Source organism: Streptomyces sp. WAC05292 (genome assembly GCF_003949955.1).
GTDB lineage: Bacteria > Actinomycetota > Actinomycetes > Streptomycetales > Streptomycetaceae > Streptomyces > Streptomyces globosus.
The window spans coordinates 21343-35509 of sequence record NZ_RPSE01000025.1 but is presented as its reverse complement, the minus strand read 5'-3'; the positions used below and the strand labels follow the sequence as shown (position 1 = coordinate 35509).

Here is a 14167-nt window from a genome sequence, read left to right as displayed (position 1 = left end):
CGGCAGCAGTACGCCCCCACGGCCTGACGGCCCCGCAGCCGGCCCGGGGCGCGGGAGGGTGCGCCCCGGGCCGGCTGCGGGGCCGTCAGGCCGTGGGGGCGTACTGCTGCCGGGAGGTGACGTCGTACCGGTTCGGAGCCACCACGTGGCCGAGGACGTGCGTCGGAACGAAGTCGTAGTGGCAGTAGTTGTCCCAGGCACTTCCCGGCCAGAACACACGTGCCATCGGCTGAGCGCCGTACGGGCTGTAGTAGAGCTCCAGCACCACGCCCGTGGCGTAGGGGCCGCACACCCCGTTCTTCTCCTGGTTGACGGTGTCGCCGACGGCGAACCCGAACGCGTCGCGCTCCCGGGCGACGGCGGCGGGGTCGGTGAGCCGCATCGCCGTCTCGGTGATCCGGCCGTTGGCCCAGTAGCCCGCCCACTCGACGGTGAACGCGCCGTCTTCCACGGCCGTGATGATGCCGCGCTGGATCAGCGGGCGGGCCGTGCCGACCGAGTCGCGCCGGTCGGCGTGCATGGGGTCGTAGATGAAGGCGCGTTCCACGTGGTCGCCGAGGCGGTACCCGTCGAGCCGGTTGGCGTAGGTCTCGGCGGGGATGTACTCGCGGGGGATGACCAGGGCGGTTTCCCAGGTGTCCCAGTGGGGCGTCTGGCCGTCCAGGGCCACGGCGCCGTTGACCGTGACGGGGAGGGCGGGGAAGCACGCAACGCTCTGCATGAGGGTGTCGAGCCGGTTCGGGTTCAGGGCCCGCTCGTGCGATCCGAGCACCCAGTCTCCGGGGCGTACCTCGGTGATGGGGCAGAGGCGGGCCGCGCCCATGTCGGAGCCGGCCGGGGGCATGGCGTACAGGGAGTCGTCGGGGCGGGCGGTGACGATCAGCGGGTAGAACGTCGCGTCGATGACGGGCACAGCGGTGCCTTTCGGTCGGGTTCGGAGCGTTGGCGTTGGGTTCGGTTGCTCGTGCCGCCCAACAAGAAAAACTGTACACCATGTCCACGGAAGGGGGTAGGGGTCCACGGAACACCGACCCCCTTCCGCGCCCGGGGTGTTCCCAGTGGGAACAGCGGCCCGGCGGCCGGGATCAGGGGTGGGTGCGGCGCCAATCGGCGTCGTAGGCGGCCACCAGACCGGCGAACTCCGGATCACCGGGCTTGACCCACAGGTCCCGCAGCAACGTCCGCCCGTCCGGCAAGTCGCCCTCCACCTCCCCGTCGGGCCCCAGCCATCCGAACGGCGGTCGGTTGGCCACGCGGACGCACAGCGCGAGCACGTCACCCGCACCGTCGCACTCCGGCGGCACGTCGACCCCGCACACGCGGTTGCCCATCGTGGCGCAGTCCCAGCAGGGTTCGTCCTCTTCACACCCGTCGGCCCCGGCCGGGGCGGCGAGCGTGGCCGTGGCGGCGGGGCGCGGCACCGGGCCGGCTGAGCGCACGGCACCGACGGATGCGGCGGCCATGAGCAGCAGCAGGGCGAGCAGACCGGCCGCGACGGCGGCGGCGGAAACGCGGTCAAGGAAGCGGCGAAGCATCGGAAGTCTCCGTTCGGGGCGGGGCGCGACACGGTGGGCCGCGCCCCGGGGTGGGCGGACTACAGGTGGCCGACGGTGCGGATCTGCTCGCACATGTCGATGGCGCGGGCGCGGGCTTCCTCGTAGGACGTGGCGCGCGGGGCGAGCACGCGCATCCCGGACTCGGGCAGGCCGCTGGACCGCCACATGTCCATCTGGGCCCAGGCGTGGCCGCGCGGGTTCCGGCACAGCTCACGCCGGACGTCGGACGGGTCGAGCGGCCGGTCCGCGCACCGGGTACACGGGTCGCCGAGCCGCCAGAATCCGTTGCCGCCACGGAACGAGCCGTCCTCGTTCAAGGACACCGCGATGAAGTACCGGCCGACGAGTCCGGCCAGCGTGCCGACGGGCAACACCCGGGGCCTGTTCACGGCGTAGGGGAACGTGCTGCGGACGCGGGCGGTGCACTGGGAGCGGCCGGTGGAGCAGCAGGCGCAGAGCATGAAGGGGCCTTCCAGGGAGTGAGCAGGGGGCGGCCGGTGAAGGGGGAGGGTGACCGGCCGCCCGACCGGCAGGGGGCGTAGCGCGGCGGCTACGCGGCGGGGACGTACTCGGCGGTGCGCTTGTACTTGCGGGCCCCGGCGATCAGCGCGGGGTCGGTCGCGCGGTAGATGTTGACCTTGATCCACCGGCCCTCGGGGTAGCCCTTGACGGGCTTGGTGCGCTTGCGGGTCTTGCGCGGCTCATGGCCGTAGTTCGCGGCGCGGTACTCGCTGACGATGTACTTCCCGGCCCACGACCCGAAGCGGTTGATGTCCTGCTCCTCCATCCCGAGGCCGGCGAGGAAGTCGCTCACCTTGACGCGGGTGGCGGCGTCGCGGTGCGCCCGGTTCTCGGCGCGGCGGGTGCGGAGCACGGTGGCGGCGGCGCGGCGGCGGGCGCGGCGGGTGGCGGCAGCAGACACGGAGGTCCCCTTTGGGTTCGGAGCGTTGGTCGGCCGTCCGGGTTGCTCGTCCCGTCGGCCGGTGTGATCACCACTCTACATGCCCCAGACCCAAAACTGTCAACCATGTCCATTCATTGGAAGCGGTAGCCCCTTAAGAGGGCCGTACAGACGTGGGTGAAGGTCCGGGGGTTGACGCATCGCCGTGGACATGGTGTACAGTTCAACTCGTTGGACGGCACGAGCAGCCGAACCCAACGCCAACGCTCCGAACCCAACCCCGAGGGGACACCCATGTCCGCGATCATGTCGAAGACGACCGACCCGCACGTGTACGTCACCGTCCAGCAGCGCCCCGACGGCCGGATCACCGGAATCTCCCTCGGCAACGAGATCCCCGACCGCGAAGACACCTGGATCGCCAACCCCCGCACCACCGTGTGGGCCGCCCCGCTCCCCGCCGAGCGCGACGAGGACGGCAACGTCACCACGGCCAAGGTCCTCGACCTGGCGATCAGCCCCCACTACCGGTTCGGCAACGGCCTGGAGTGGAGCAACGGCGAGCGCGAGCGGCACGCGTTCGAGGCCGACAAGACCAACGAGCGCGCGTTCCTCCGCACCGTCGAAGCGCACCTCCTGCGGGCCGGCTACCTGGACGTCAGCACCGGCATGGTCGGCTGCCAGCACTACGGCCTGAGCCTGCCGTCCGGCGAGAGTTTCACCGCCTACCAGGCGCACGACGGCTGGTACATGGCCTTCGAAGACGTCTGCTCGACGGACGGCCGGTACGAGTACCCCGACCCCATCGCGCCCCGCGGGGCCTCCGCCCGCCGCGTCGCCTCCGCCATCCTCGCCATGCTCCTCGATGTCGGCGGGTTCGAGCTCGACAACACCCCGCTGCTCGACCGGGCCCGTATCCGGTACTCCCTGTGGCGCCTCACCCCCAACTGGGCCAACTTCAAGTACCGCACCCGCCAGCGCATCGCGGCCTACCGCTACCGGATCAACCGGTACCGCCGCCGCATCACCGTCCGCACCCGCTGACCCCGGGCGGGGCGCGCCCATCCCCCCGGCGCGCCCCAGCCGGCCCGGTGCCTCGCGCCCCGTACTGCGCCCGCAACCCCTCCGGCGGACGCAGTACGGCGCACGGAACACCGGCCCGTGAGACCCCGCGCCCGCGCGCGTGCGTAGAACGGTCTCATCAGTTCCACGGATGTTCCTTTTCGCAGGTCACAGCGTTGCCCTCCGGTCTCATGACGGACCGCGTACGCGTCCCTGCCCGCGCCGTCTGGCGCCTCTCCTTCCCATCGCTCCCCTTGGAGTTCCTGTGCCCCTGACCCCTGCCGACTTCCGCCGCTGCTCGCCCGCCGAAGCCACGTTCGTCGCCTACCTGAAGACCGTGTTCCCCCCGTCGGACCTCATCCCCGGCAGGGAGAACCCGCACCCGGTGTCCGGTGCGCTGCTGCGCGCCCGGTTGATCAACGCCCTTGAGTGCGGTGGCGCCGTCGCGCTGGACGAACTGACGGGGGAGATCGCCTTCACGTACGCGGACAGCTCGTTCCCGGGCTACGTGGAGACCGCCGTCCCGCTGACCAACCCGCATCCACTGTGCGGGACGTGCGGCCAGTGGGAGCGCGAGCACGGCAACCCGAACCCGACCGCCTGCGACCGCTTCGACGTGACCCCCCGGCCCGGCACGGCGGACAACCCGCTCTGCCTCGCCGAGGACTGCGGCGGCTACCCGCGCACCCACCACGGCCGCCCGTACGCCGTTGCCTGCTCCCACTTCGAGAGCTAGCCCGCTCACGTACCGATAGCCGCGCAGCCGGCCCGGGGTCTCCCGTCCCGCCCCGGGCCCGCTCCCTCCCGTTCCGCCGCCTCCCGCACCCGGCCGTGCCCATCCGTCACGGCCCCGCGCAGGGCGCGCCGTAACCGTGCCCCGCGAGCCATCCTTCGCCCGCCTTTGCTCACCTACCTGGAGTACCCGTGCCCCTGATCCCGCCGTCCGTGCTTCCCCTCGTTCCCTCCTCGTTCGCCGCGGGGGACCGCGTCCAGTACGGGCCCTGCTTCGCGGAACGCCTGCCGTCCGACCAGTGGGCCTGCGTGGAGTGCCCGAACTCGCACCGCTACACCGACGCCGAGATACGGCAGCTGTTCGTGGACCCGGTGAGCCTGGAGCTCATGGGCGTCCCGCTGTTCTCCCCGGCCCACGTCTCGGCGGACGCCCCGCTGCCCGGACGCCCGGTCGCCAAGGGTGAGCGCCCCTACGAGCAGGACCGCCCGTACCTGATGTGCGGGTCCTCCGGGCACGCCGAGTACATGGGGGCCATCAGCTCGGGAGAGGAAGGCCCCTGGGGCGCCACGCAGGCCGCGCTCACGTCCCAGAGCCGCGCGGGCGGCGAAGAGTTCGAGCTGTCGCTGACCGAGACCGGGACCGTGTACCTCCGACTGATCGGCACGGCCGTGACGTACGCCTACGTCCCGGCGGAGTACCCGAGCGCCGAGGAGTCCGCCGACATCCTCTCCTTCGCCGTGGTGCGCGCCGCGTTCCCCACCGATCTGGTCGTCATCGACCTGGCCTGACCGGACCTGGCGGGGCGTACCGCCCTGGTGCGCCCCGCCGGCCGCCGCCCGTCTTCCCCATCCTCTGGAGTGACACCGTCGTGACCACCGCCGCCGCCATCGACACCCGGGCCCTTCTGCGGACACTGAGGGCCGCCGTGCGGGCCGTAGAAGCCTCCCCTGGACCCGACACCCTGACTCGACTGTCCACGGCTCTCCTGGCGCTCCCCGGTGAGCGGCTGGGCGGGTTCGTTGAGGACCGGCTGCACACCGTGCTCGCCAACGTCGAGCGGGCCGAGGAGAACCAGCTGTTCCCCCGCATCGACAACATGCTCCACACCGTCCGGGACCAGGCATCCATGCAGCCCAGTTGGACACCGAAGTACGCGGGGGAGATGACGCCCAAGGTGATCCGGCTCCTGGCTGTCTGCCATGAGCAGCAGGCCGACATGGAGGAAGCGGAACACCGACCGTGGGCGCGGGCGGCGGCGGCCGGTACGCGGCTCCTGAACATCCTTCTGCGGCGGACCGATCAGCGGCCGGCCGTGCGTCAGCTCGTCGCGGCGGCCGAGACGTTCGCCGACCGCCTCAGGTGGGCCGTCGCCTTCACCGGGACCGTCCAGTCGGCGGCTCTCGGTGAGGCCCTGGCACGACAGCTTGGCCTGTTCGTCATCGGGCCGCGCGACCACCGCCCCTCGGAGGAGTGGGTCCGTCGCATCGGGCACGTCGCCTACCGGTTCACCGTGATCCCTCCGAAGACGCACCCGGACTATCCCCACGGCCGGGTGGACGTACGCCGCACCGGTTCGCACGAGGTCGAGCACTCCTTCGGGCTCACCACCCGTACCGGCCCCGCCGTCCTGGATCGCCTCCCGGACTCCCTGTGACCCACCCGGCGGGGCGCCAACCGGGCGTCCCCGCCGGCCATCTACCCACCGCACCCCCTGGAGACCACCATGACCACCCTGCCCTTGATCACCGGAGCCGAGTCGCTTTACCCGCTCATCACCGCCGGGCAGGCCGCCGTCCGCGCCGCCGAGAGCCACGGCACCCCCGAGGCGCTGGCCGCCGTCGACAAGGCCCTGTGCGAGCTGCCGGTGAACTTCCTGGACGCTCCCGCTGAGGAGACCCTTCACGGGGCGCTGCGCACGCTCACGCTCGTCGACGAGGACGCGGAGGAGTGGAAGCTCCTGGCCGACGTCGAGCACACCGTGTCCCTGCTCCTCCACCACGGTCCGACGGTGCCCGTGGAGCAGGACCCCGCCGTCAAGTCCGTGGTGAAGCTGGCCGGCGTGTGCCTGGCCAAGTCCGACGACGACGAGCCGCTGTCGGCCAGAGCGTGGGAACGCGCCTACTGGGCGGCCGTCGAGGCGCTGGCCCTGGTCGTGCGCGCCGTCCGCGGAGAAGAGGTCGGTGGCGCGGTCCAGTTTGACCGGAGGATGACGGCGTTCCTGACCGCCGTCCGCCGCGCGATCCCGTACCGGGCACTGTGCGAGACGCGCCGCGCTCTGTTCGAGGCCGCGAGCTCCTACGGGCTGTTCGCCATAGAGATGCGCCAGCCCGTGCCGACCGGCCGTTGGGATTGGGCGCGCCGCATCAAGAACGCGGTGTACCGCTTCGAGCTCGTACCGCCGCTGGTGCAGGACGCTCCGTACCCGTACGGCTCGGTCGCCGTGCAGCGGCTGAACGAGGACGGTATGGCGGGCCCGGTGCGCTACTTCCCGCTCGGCCCCGACGAGGAGCGCCGCCGCGCCGTCTCCGAGGCGCTGTTCCGCATCTGACCCGCCCACCGACCGGGGGCGTGCCGACCGCGCGCCCCCGCCCCGTCCAGGAGACATCCCCGTGCGTTCCATCCCCCGCGTATTCGCCTTCTACGTCCCCCGCAGTGCCGACGACGCCCATCGTCGCCTGATCGACGCTCCGCCCTCGTACGGCGTCGACTGGGCGCCGCCCGCCGGCGCGGACCTCCAGTGGGGCGACCAGATCGTGTTCGGCAGCACGAGCATGAACAGCCGTGTCGCGCCCGGCGGCTGGTCAACCGCCGCCATCCGCTTCCGCGTGTTCTCCGTGTCGGCGTTCCCCACCGAGGAGTCCCGGGCCGGTGCGGTGTCCATCGTCGGCGGCCACGACGACTTCGAGGCGCCCGGCAATGAGCTGGGGGAGCTGGCCGAAGAACTGCGGCTCTCCGCCAATCAGCGGTCCCTCCGCCCCCTGCACGTTCCCGCCTGGCTCCGGTTCGTCCTGCGCTGACCTGGGACGGCCCGGGGCTCCACCGTCCCGGGCCGTCCAGCCCGCTGCTCCCTTCCCTCGGCCGTGCCCGTCACGGCCGTGCGCAGGGCGCACCGCGCCCGTCCCGACTACACGAGGTATCCCATGCAGCTCCCGCCGTTCCCCATCAGCTCCCGCTTCGACAGCCACCGTCACCCCGACGGCCTCGGAGACCAGTGGAGCGAGCACATGCGCTTGCTCGGCGACCGCCTCTTCTACTTCCAGCACGGTTCGACCGTGGAGGGGTGGAGCACCGTCCGCGCCTACGAGCGCGTGCCCGGGGCGTTCGTTGCTGTACCCGGCACGGACCACGAGCCGGGGATGGGGCCCGCCTGGCGGCTCATCCACGAGTGGTCCCTCCTCCCGTAGCCCGTACCTCCCTTCCCTCTCACCTTCTGGAGTTCCTGTGTCTGCTGCTGCTCTGACCCTCCCGGCCACCGCGCCGGCTCTGTTCCCCCCGCCCGCCGTACCCGCTCAGTTCCGGGACGGCGACCGCTACTCGTGGCCCGCCACCGGCGACCTGTGGCACCGCCTCGGCGGCCACTGGCGCCCCGTGCCGGACGGCGGTACGGGTTGGTTCACCGACCAGGAGGTACGGCACGCACTGACCCGGGCCGTCGCCGCCTGGGACGCCGGGCACCGGTTCGAGCCCGCCGCACCGGGCCCGCTCCTCCCCGGCCGGCGGCTGAGCGGCGAGACGGGCGTCTGGGGTCTTGGGCTCGGCGCGTACTCGGCCGCGGCGCAGTACGTCCGGTCTCAAGAGCGACTCGTGCCCGTCCGGGACCTGGTGGCCGCGTACGACGAGGACGGGGCCTACGACGTCCCGGCCACCATCACCCCGGCCGCCATGCTCGACGTCGTCGGCACCATCCTCGCGGAGCACGACCGGGCCCACGCCTCCTACAGCGACGGCCGGCTGTACGTCCGGTACGAGCGGCAGGGCGAACACCCGTGGGACCGCCCGGTGATCTGCCTGCACGTGTTCGTGCTGTCCGGGGCGGAGGCGTAGCCGTGTCGAACGTGAAGGAGCGCGGCAGGCTCGGGGACATCCTCCTGCGCGAGTTCGGCGAGCTCGCCGACGCGCTGACGGAGGCCGGTTACGACTGGACCGCCGTGTGGTACTGCGAGTCCTGGCCGTCGGCCAGCCGGCTGCGGTGGCTGCACGGCCGGTTCCTCCTCGCCCGCGAGATGGCCGCCGCCGTCGGAGTCCACATCCCCGACGAGGAGATCACGCAGCAGCACCGCGAGCGCCTGGAGTACCTCCGGCTGTTCCCCGACGGCCCGCCGAGCCTCACCGATCAGTGACCGCAGCGGGCCCGGTCCGCCGCGGCCCGCCCCCCATCCTCCCTTCGACCACAGGAGAAACCGTGACCACCACAAACCCCGTCAGCGCCCCCCGGTCCGTCGCTCTGGCCGCCCGGATCACCACACTCCTCGCCGACCAGTTCGCCGAGCACATCCCCGGACAGCAGGACGGATTCCGCGTCGAGTCGCTCGACCACCAGGAGCCGCGCCGGATGTTCGTCCGCTGGTACGGCGGGGAGCGCACCAAGCCGCACTGGGGCAACGGGCCCGAACTCGGCGTCGAGGGCACCTACTCCGACATCCGGCAGGCCCTCCGCCGGGCCGGGTACGCGGTGGCGAAGACCCAGGACCGGCTGGAGGTCTTCGTGAACGACCGCCCCGCGGACACCAGCGGCCCCCGGTACACGGTCGTCCGCAGCGACGTCCCCGTCATGCAGGCGTGGTTGGTCCTCGACACGTGGACCCGCGTGCCCGTGTGGGCGTCGGACAGCGAGCACGACGCCCACGGGGAGGCCCACGAGTTCGAGAACGACCACGTGCTGGCCGATGCCCGCCTGGCCGTCGCCCCCTGGCTGCTGCCCTACCTGGACCGGGCGAACGACCTGCTCGGCGACGGCGTCCAGTGGCTGCGCCAGGAGGTCCACGACAGCCACGACTACGGCCGGATCGTCCAGCACGACCGTCTCGACGCCCTGGTCGACGTGGCCAACGCTCTGCGGGACGGGTACGACGTCGTGCAGGAGGGCCGCCGGGTGGCGTATGCCACGGCCTACCCGGGCCGGGCGCACTGGCCGCTGACGTACCGGGTCCAGTGGGTGCCGAAGGCGACCGCGCCGGCGGTCGGGTACTTCCCGGACGCCGAGTGGAAGCGTGGTCCCGACGTTGACGCGGCGATCAAGGTCCTCATCGACGGCGGGATACAGCCTGTGGTCTACGGGGAGTCGGTGGGGCACGGCTTCATGTGCGAGCAGGACGGGTTCATGGTGTCCGGGGCCGACCTGGGCGACCCGTCGGTCCCCGGGGTCCACATCAGCGCGATGGGCCAGGCGGCCGACGTGAAGCGCGCCCCGGAGGTGCTGCGGGACGCCGGGTGGACCTTCCGCAACAGGGAGGCGGACTGGCCGGGCGACTGGACCGCGTTCCCGCCCGCGGCCGGCTGATCCGTCTGTTCCCACTGGGAACACCCCGGGGGTGGTGGGGCCGGAAGGTGCCGGCCCCCTACCCCCCGAGAATGGACATGGTGTACAGTTTTTCTTGTTGGGCGACACGAGCAAGCCGCTCCAACACCAACGCTCCCCAACCGAAAGGCACCCCTGTGCCCACCCGCACGAGCATCGACTTCACCGCCTCCGCCGTCCTGAACGCCGCCCGCACCCGCCTCGGAGCCGGCTGGAAGACCTACCACCCCCACAACGGCAAGATCGGCGGCTCCCTGCGCTCCAACCGCGGCCACCGCGTCGAGGTCCTCGGTGCGCAGAACGGCTTCCTGTTCACCGTCGGCCTGCTGCCGGACGGCACCCGCCTGGAAGTCGCCGCCGTCCCCGCCGAGCCGACCGCCGACGCCTTCGGTGCCGCCCTCGCCCACGTCATCGCGAGCAAGATCGTCCCGGCCCACGACGCACGGTGCATCGCCCGTACCCACCTCCGTAAGGTGCACGCCGTCCTGCGACACACCCCGCACGAGCCCTTGACCATCTGGGACTTCGGCCGCGCTTCCACGTCCTGGCGCCTGCCGGACGGCGCCCGCGCCGAGCACAGGACGCAGCCGCGCCCCGCGTGCTCCAGCGACCCCACTCCCGGCGGCCCCGGCGCCGAGTCCGTGGTGCGCTTCACCAACCTCACGGTCGAGCAGGCGCGAACGGTCCTTCGCGCCATCAACACCGACAACCGCGACCCCCGCCGCCGCCTGCCGGTGGAAGGCTCCTTCGCCAACCTGATGAAGGACGCCGCCCCGGGCCTGCGCCCCATCGACACCGCCACCTACGGACAGTGGGGCCGCCAGACGGTCTCCCTGTGCGTCGAGGACGTGGTGACGGTCCAGTTCGTCAGCCGCTTCCGGGCCGTCAACGTCACCGTGTTCGGCTCGCTCGACAACCAGCTGCGCGCCATCGCCGCGCTGTAACCCCCCGGCCGCCGCGTAACCCCCGTGCGCGGCGGCCGGGCACCCCACCCACGACCTTCGGCGGCCGGCCGTACCCGGTCCGGTTCCGCCTGCCCCAGTCCGGAGAACCCCATGACCACACCCAGCGTCCTCGCCCACCTGCCCACCGCAGGCCGTCGCCAGGCGCAGCGCTCCATACGCCTCTCGCAGCTCACCAGGGCCGTCGAGACTGCCCGGCAGCAGCACGACGATGCCCGCGCGGCCGTTCACCGCCTCAACCAGCACCTCGACCGCACCCGCACCGCCGTGGAGAGGTCGAACCGCTACCTCGCCCTGTACCCCTTCGCGCCGGAAAGGCAGGAAGAGCACTCGCGGCTCGGCGCGGAGCTGGCCGGACTCGAAGCCGCTCAGCGGGAGGCCGCGGCGCTCAGTGCCGCCGCCAGCGTCGCCTACGAGTCGGCGCGGCTGGAACTGGCGTGGCTGGACCGGCCGCACGCCGCCGGGCCCGACGCGGGCCGCGCGGAGGCGTTCAGCCTCCGGGACAACGCGGTGAACGCCGCGGGCTACACCGTGACGGTGCTCAGCCCCCCGTTGGAGCAGGGCGCCCCGTGGCGCAGGACGGACTACGGCGTCGTGCGCCGGTCCCGCGCCCGGTCCATCCTCGCGGCCTGGGCCGAGCAGCCGCACACACACCTGCTGCGCGACGCCCACGGCCGGCTGTTCGTGGCGCGCACCTCGGCCAGGTTGGAGCTGGAGCCCACCGACATCGCGCCCCCGTCCACCGAGGGCGAGGCCCTGCGCGCCTCCCTCGCTGTCTACGGCTTCGCGGCGTACGACGACGACGAGCGCGGCTTCACCTGGCTCGTCGTGCCCATCGCCCCCGGGGCCGCGGAGGACGACGCCCGCACCGGGTTGCACTTCCGCGTGTCCTCCGGGGACCGCGCCAACCGGCCGGCATCTGCCCACGACGAGCCGTGGGGCGCCTCCCTCTACGACGGCGACGACTACGTGGCCACCCTGGACGCCGCCCCGGCCGGAGCGCCCCTCGCGGAGGACTGCGCGCACATCGCCCGCGCCATCGCGGCCCACTCGGACACCCTCCGCTCCCAGCAGTAGCCCAGCCCGCCGCCCTGCCCGTGCCCGGCACCGGACAGGCGGCCCTGGGCCCCGAACCCACCGTTCCAGCACCGAAGGTCACCCATGTCCAGCTTGAGCAGCATGCCGCCGTCCGCCGCCGAGATCGTCACGGCGGTGAACGCCGCAGGCGCCGCCGCCTTCTTCGACCACGAGGAGGAGCTCCTCTTCGCGCACCCCCGGCACGTTCCCGAGGAGCGGGCCCTCGACGGCGCGCACATCCTGGTCGACTACAAGTCGTTCGACCCCGACCAGCCGTACGCCGACCGCGCGTGGTTCGAGGCCACCGAGTGGGTGCCGGACGGCGGAATCGACTTTCACCGGCAGGCCACCATCTACACCACGAGCGGGTGGCAGCCCTTCGCCGCCGAAGCCGCGCGTTGCGCCGAGGCCGTGGCCGAGTGGCTGGCTGCCCCAGGCGTCACGGCCGGCACCGTACTCCGCGCCGCGCTCGCCGAGTACGGCATTACCCCGGGCGACGGGCTCTCCGTCACCTACGGCACGCACAGCGACAGATTCGACGTGCCCGTGGCGTTCTCCCGCGGCGCGTACGGCCTCCTCACCCTCGCCGACCGCGACGGCTCCCTCCGGCATCTGCCGGGCGCGCACACGGGCTGGAGCATCCTCCTGCACGACGAGCGGGGCGAGCCCGTCGGCGATCCGGTCTACATCACGGGGAACGGCGACACGGCGATCGACTGCGCTGCTGACTCCGCCGCCGCGGCGGCGCTGGTCGCCGACTGGCTGACGGCGCCGGTCTCCCGTCACTGCGACTGCTACGCCCAGGAACGCCACTTCCAGCGGCATGACCCCGAGTGCAACCGGTACGCCGGCCCCCGCGCCGTACGGAGCGCGGCATGACCGCGGGGGCGCAGTGCGCCGTGCACCGTGTGGCGGACCACCGCGGCGCGCACACCGCTGCCCTGCCTCTGCCGCCGTGCCGGGGCGGGACGGAGTTCGGCGTCTGGGAGGAGGGGGCAGGCGGGTTCGTCTACGCTGCCGACTGCGCTACCGAGGCCGGGAACTGGGCCGTCGACCTCTTCACCGAGGACCCCGAGGCGGAGCTGACCGTCCGAGCGATCTGCCGGGACCACGCCGAGCAGCCCGCCGACGTCTGCGAGGAGTGCTACGGCGACGCGGGCGATTCGCCGTGATCACCCGCCTGGAGACGTGGTGGAACGTCGGAGTGGACAGCTTCGCCGAGGACAACGGCTACGCCGTGTCCGAGGCCCCGCGGGAGCTGATCGAGTACGTCACCGCGTCCGTCACCGACATCAAGGCCCTGGACGAGGCGGAGGGCTGGGCGTACGACGGCGGCCTTACCCGGCTCCAGGTCCGCGCCGGGCGGGTGCACATGGCGCTCGCCTGGCGCCTGGAAGTGGACCGCGCCGCGTGGGCGGCCATCCGGGGCCTCGACCCGCGGGCCAGCGTCCGGCACGACTTCGCCGAACACATCGCCCGAGAGCTGATCGGCCTCCCCTCGGTGTGCGAGACGGACGCGGCAATGACCGCCCGGTTCGCCACCGGCCGCGGCCTGGTCCGCCGCACCTGGACGTGGCAGGACCGGCACCCCCACGCAAAGGCCGACGGGCCCCCCATCCACCTCCCGGCCGCTCCTGGACGGGCGCGCCGAGAGACCGCACGATGATCCAGCCGGGCGGAGGCGAGCAGCACCTGACTGGGCATGGAGGAGGCCGGGGCCGGCGCCGTCGTGGCCTTGAGCCTCCGACGGACGACGCTGCGGGACATTGCTGCGGCGACGGGGGCGCCGAGCATCCGCGTGAAGGCGCTCCTCGCCGAAAGCCGGAAGGGCTCGACGTCTCCCGCGGACTTCGATACCCGTTCCGTCTCCGAAGCCGTCGATGTCGCGGGAGAATGCGACGACACCGAGAGGACCTCGCCTTGATCACCGTCACCTTGCACTTCCCCAACGCGGACTTCGAGGACATCCAGCTGCCCGCCGTCCCGTCGAAGGGCGACACCTTCTTCTGGTACGAGAAGCCCTCCGAGTCGCACTCTATGTGGACCGTGTCGTCTGTCGACTGGAGCGTCAACCGATACGGGCGGGGCCCGGGAACGGTCGGGATCGTCCTGGACCCGGCCGACGAGGCGGCCCACGAGGTGTTGCAGCAGTACGACGACGAGCGCCTTGCTGAGGCCCATGCTCGTGCCGCCCAGAAGCGCAGCGGCGACGGGCCAACGTCGCCGGCGTGAGTACGATCTGAGAGCCGATGCTGCCCGCCGCCCGGCGGAATGCAGACGAGGGGCCCCAGGGTTCGTGTGAACCCTGGGGCCCCTCGTCGTGCTGGTGGCCCGACCTCACCCCCGTGGGGGCCGGGC

At 72.5% G+C, this 14167-nt stretch carries 20 protein-coding genes; 16 read left to right on the top strand and 4 right to left on the bottom strand.

What is annotated here, in order from left to right; genetic code table 11:
• Positions 1 to 85: 85 nt before the first annotated feature.
• The 4 genes from EF903_RS05500 to EF903_RS05485 form a co-directional block, all read right to left on the bottom strand.
• Entirely contained in the window at positions 86 to 913 is an 828-nt protein-coding gene (locus EF903_RS05500; RefSeq protein ID WP_125541456.1) for a hypothetical protein, read from the bottom strand.
• Positions 914 to 1085: 172 nt separating this feature from the next.
• Positions 1086 to 1535 (bottom strand): hypothetical protein, encoded by a 450-nt coding sequence (locus tag EF903_RS33835; RefSeq protein ID WP_185902530.1) that lies wholly within the window; start codon positions 1533 to 1535, stop codon positions 1086 to 1088.
• Between the two features lie 59 nt (positions 1536 to 1594).
• The gene (locus tag EF903_RS05490) at positions 1595 to 2017 is read right to left on the bottom strand and encodes a hypothetical protein (protein WP_125541455.1); all 423 of its coding nucleotides are present in this window, start codon (positions 2015 to 2017) and stop codon (positions 1595 to 1597) included.
• A gap of 89 nt (positions 2018 to 2106) precedes the next feature.
• Entirely contained in the window at positions 2107 to 2478 is a 372-nt protein-coding gene (locus tag EF903_RS05485; RefSeq protein WP_125541454.1) for a hypothetical protein, read from the bottom strand.
• A 273-nt stretch (positions 2479 to 2751) separates the two neighbouring features.
• Here EF903_RS05485 and EF903_RS05480 point away from each other — a divergent pair, with 273 nt between their 5' ends.
• The 16 genes from EF903_RS05480 to EF903_RS05405 all read left to right on the top strand — a co-directional run bounded on the left by EF903_RS05480 (position 2752) and on the right by EF903_RS05405 (position 14041).
• On the top strand, positions 2752 to 3501 hold the full coding sequence (locus EF903_RS05480; protein WP_125541453.1) for a hypothetical protein: 750 nt from the start codon (positions 2752 to 2754) through the stop codon (positions 3499 to 3501).
• A gap of 283 nt (positions 3502 to 3784) precedes the next feature.
• Positions 3785 to 4255 (top strand): hypothetical protein, encoded by a 471-nt coding sequence (locus EF903_RS05475; RefSeq protein ID WP_125541452.1) that lies wholly within the window; start codon positions 3785 to 3787, stop codon positions 4253 to 4255.
• A 209-nt stretch (positions 4256 to 4464) separates the two neighbouring features.
• Positions 4465 to 5040, top strand: coding sequence for a hypothetical protein (locus tag EF903_RS05470; RefSeq protein WP_221888715.1), 576 nt, complete (start codon positions 4465 to 4467; stop codon positions 5038 to 5040).
• Positions 5041 to 5120: 80 nt separating this feature from the next.
• The gene (locus EF903_RS05465) at positions 5121 to 5906 is read left to right on the top strand and encodes a hypothetical protein (RefSeq protein ID WP_125541450.1); all 786 of its coding nucleotides are present in this window, start codon (positions 5121 to 5123) and stop codon (positions 5904 to 5906) included.
• 69 nt (positions 5907 to 5975) lie between these two features.
• The gene (locus EF903_RS05460) at positions 5976 to 6800 is read left to right on the top strand and encodes a hypothetical protein (RefSeq protein ID WP_125541449.1); all 825 of its coding nucleotides are present in this window, start codon (positions 5976 to 5978) and stop codon (positions 6798 to 6800) included.
• 61 nt (positions 6801 to 6861) lie between these two features.
• The gene (locus EF903_RS05455; RefSeq protein ID WP_125541448.1) at positions 6862 to 7269 is read left to right on the top strand and encodes a hypothetical protein; all 408 of its coding nucleotides are present in this window, start codon (positions 6862 to 6864) and stop codon (positions 7267 to 7269) included.
• Between the two features lie 123 nt (positions 7270 to 7392).
• A complete protein-coding gene (locus tag EF903_RS05450) occupies positions 7393 to 7656 on the top strand; it encodes a hypothetical protein (protein WP_125541447.1) in 264 nt (87 codons plus the stop codon).
• 37 nt (positions 7657 to 7693) lie between these two features.
• On the top strand, positions 7694 to 8296 hold the full coding sequence (locus EF903_RS05445) for a hypothetical protein (RefSeq protein WP_125541446.1): 603 nt from the start codon (positions 7694 to 7696) through the stop codon (positions 8294 to 8296).
• Between the two features lie 2 nt (positions 8297 to 8298).
• Positions 8299 to 8592, top strand: coding sequence for a hypothetical protein (locus tag EF903_RS05440; RefSeq protein WP_125541445.1), 294 nt, complete (start codon positions 8299 to 8301; stop codon positions 8590 to 8592).
• 62 nt (positions 8593 to 8654) lie between these two features.
• Positions 8655 to 9752, top strand: a complete 1098-nt coding sequence (locus EF903_RS05435; protein ID WP_125541444.1) for a hypothetical protein — start codon at positions 8655 to 8657, stop codon at positions 9750 to 9752.
• Positions 9753 to 9907: 155 nt separating this feature from the next.
• Positions 9908 to 10714, top strand: coding sequence for a hypothetical protein (locus EF903_RS05430; RefSeq protein WP_125541443.1), 807 nt, complete (start codon positions 9908 to 9910; stop codon positions 10712 to 10714).
• 111 nt (positions 10715 to 10825) lie between these two features.
• Positions 10826 to 11809: a hypothetical protein gene (locus EF903_RS05425; RefSeq protein ID WP_125541442.1), complete on the top strand. Its 984-nt coding sequence runs from the start codon at positions 10826 to 10828 to the stop codon at positions 11807 to 11809.
• Between the two features lie 84 nt (positions 11810 to 11893).
• Positions 11894 to 12688, top strand: coding sequence for a hypothetical protein (locus tag EF903_RS05420; RefSeq protein ID WP_125541441.1), 795 nt, complete (start codon positions 11894 to 11896; stop codon positions 12686 to 12688).
• The gene (locus tag EF903_RS05415) at positions 12685 to 12981 is read left to right on the top strand and encodes a hypothetical protein (RefSeq protein ID WP_125541440.1); all 297 of its coding nucleotides are present in this window, start codon (positions 12685 to 12687) and stop codon (positions 12979 to 12981) included. Before EF903_RS05420 ends, EF903_RS05415 begins: the two co-directional genes overlap by 4 nt.
• Complete coding sequence (locus tag EF903_RS05410) at positions 12978 to 13475, top strand: hypothetical protein (protein ID WP_125541439.1); 498 nt, start codon at positions 12978 to 12980, stop codon at positions 13473 to 13475. The genes EF903_RS05415 and EF903_RS05410 overlap by 4 nt, the downstream gene beginning before the upstream one ends.
• A gap of 254 nt (positions 13476 to 13729) precedes the next feature.
• Positions 13730 to 14041: a hypothetical protein gene (locus tag EF903_RS05405; protein ID WP_125541438.1), complete on the top strand. Its 312-nt coding sequence runs from the start codon at positions 13730 to 13732 to the stop codon at positions 14039 to 14041.
• Positions 14042 to 14167: the final 126 nt, after the last annotated feature.

What these genes read in the sequence shown, in the direction of transcription:
- EF903_RS05460 (WP_125541449.1), top strand. Translation starts at nt 5,976, where the DNA reads ATGACCACCCTGCCCTTGATCACCGGAGCCGAGTCGCTTTACCCGCTC.
- EF903_RS33835 (WP_185902530.1), bottom strand. Translation starts at nt 1,535, where the DNA reads ATGCTTCGCCGCTTCCTTGACCGCGTTTCCGCCGCCGCCGTCGCGGCC.
- EF903_RS05450 (WP_125541447.1), top strand. Translation starts at nt 7,393, where the DNA reads ATGCAGCTCCCGCCGTTCCCCATCAGCTCCCGCTTCGACAGCCACCGT.
- EF903_RS05480 (WP_125541453.1), top strand. Translation starts at nt 2,752, where the DNA reads ATGTCCGCGATCATGTCGAAGACGACCGACCCGCACGTGTACGTCACC.
- EF903_RS05420 (WP_125541441.1), top strand. Translation starts at nt 11,894, where the DNA reads ATGTCCAGCTTGAGCAGCATGCCGCCGTCCGCCGCCGAGATCGTCACG.
- EF903_RS05490 (WP_125541455.1), bottom strand. Translation starts at nt 2,017, where the DNA reads ATGCTCTGCGCCTGCTGCTCCACCGGCCGCTCCCAGTGCACCGCCCGC.
- EF903_RS05415 (WP_125541440.1), top strand. Translation starts at nt 12,685, where the DNA reads ATGACCGCGGGGGCGCAGTGCGCCGTGCACCGTGTGGCGGACCACCGC.
- EF903_RS05425 (WP_125541442.1), top strand. Translation starts at nt 10,826, where the DNA reads ATGACCACACCCAGCGTCCTCGCCCACCTGCCCACCGCAGGCCGTCGC.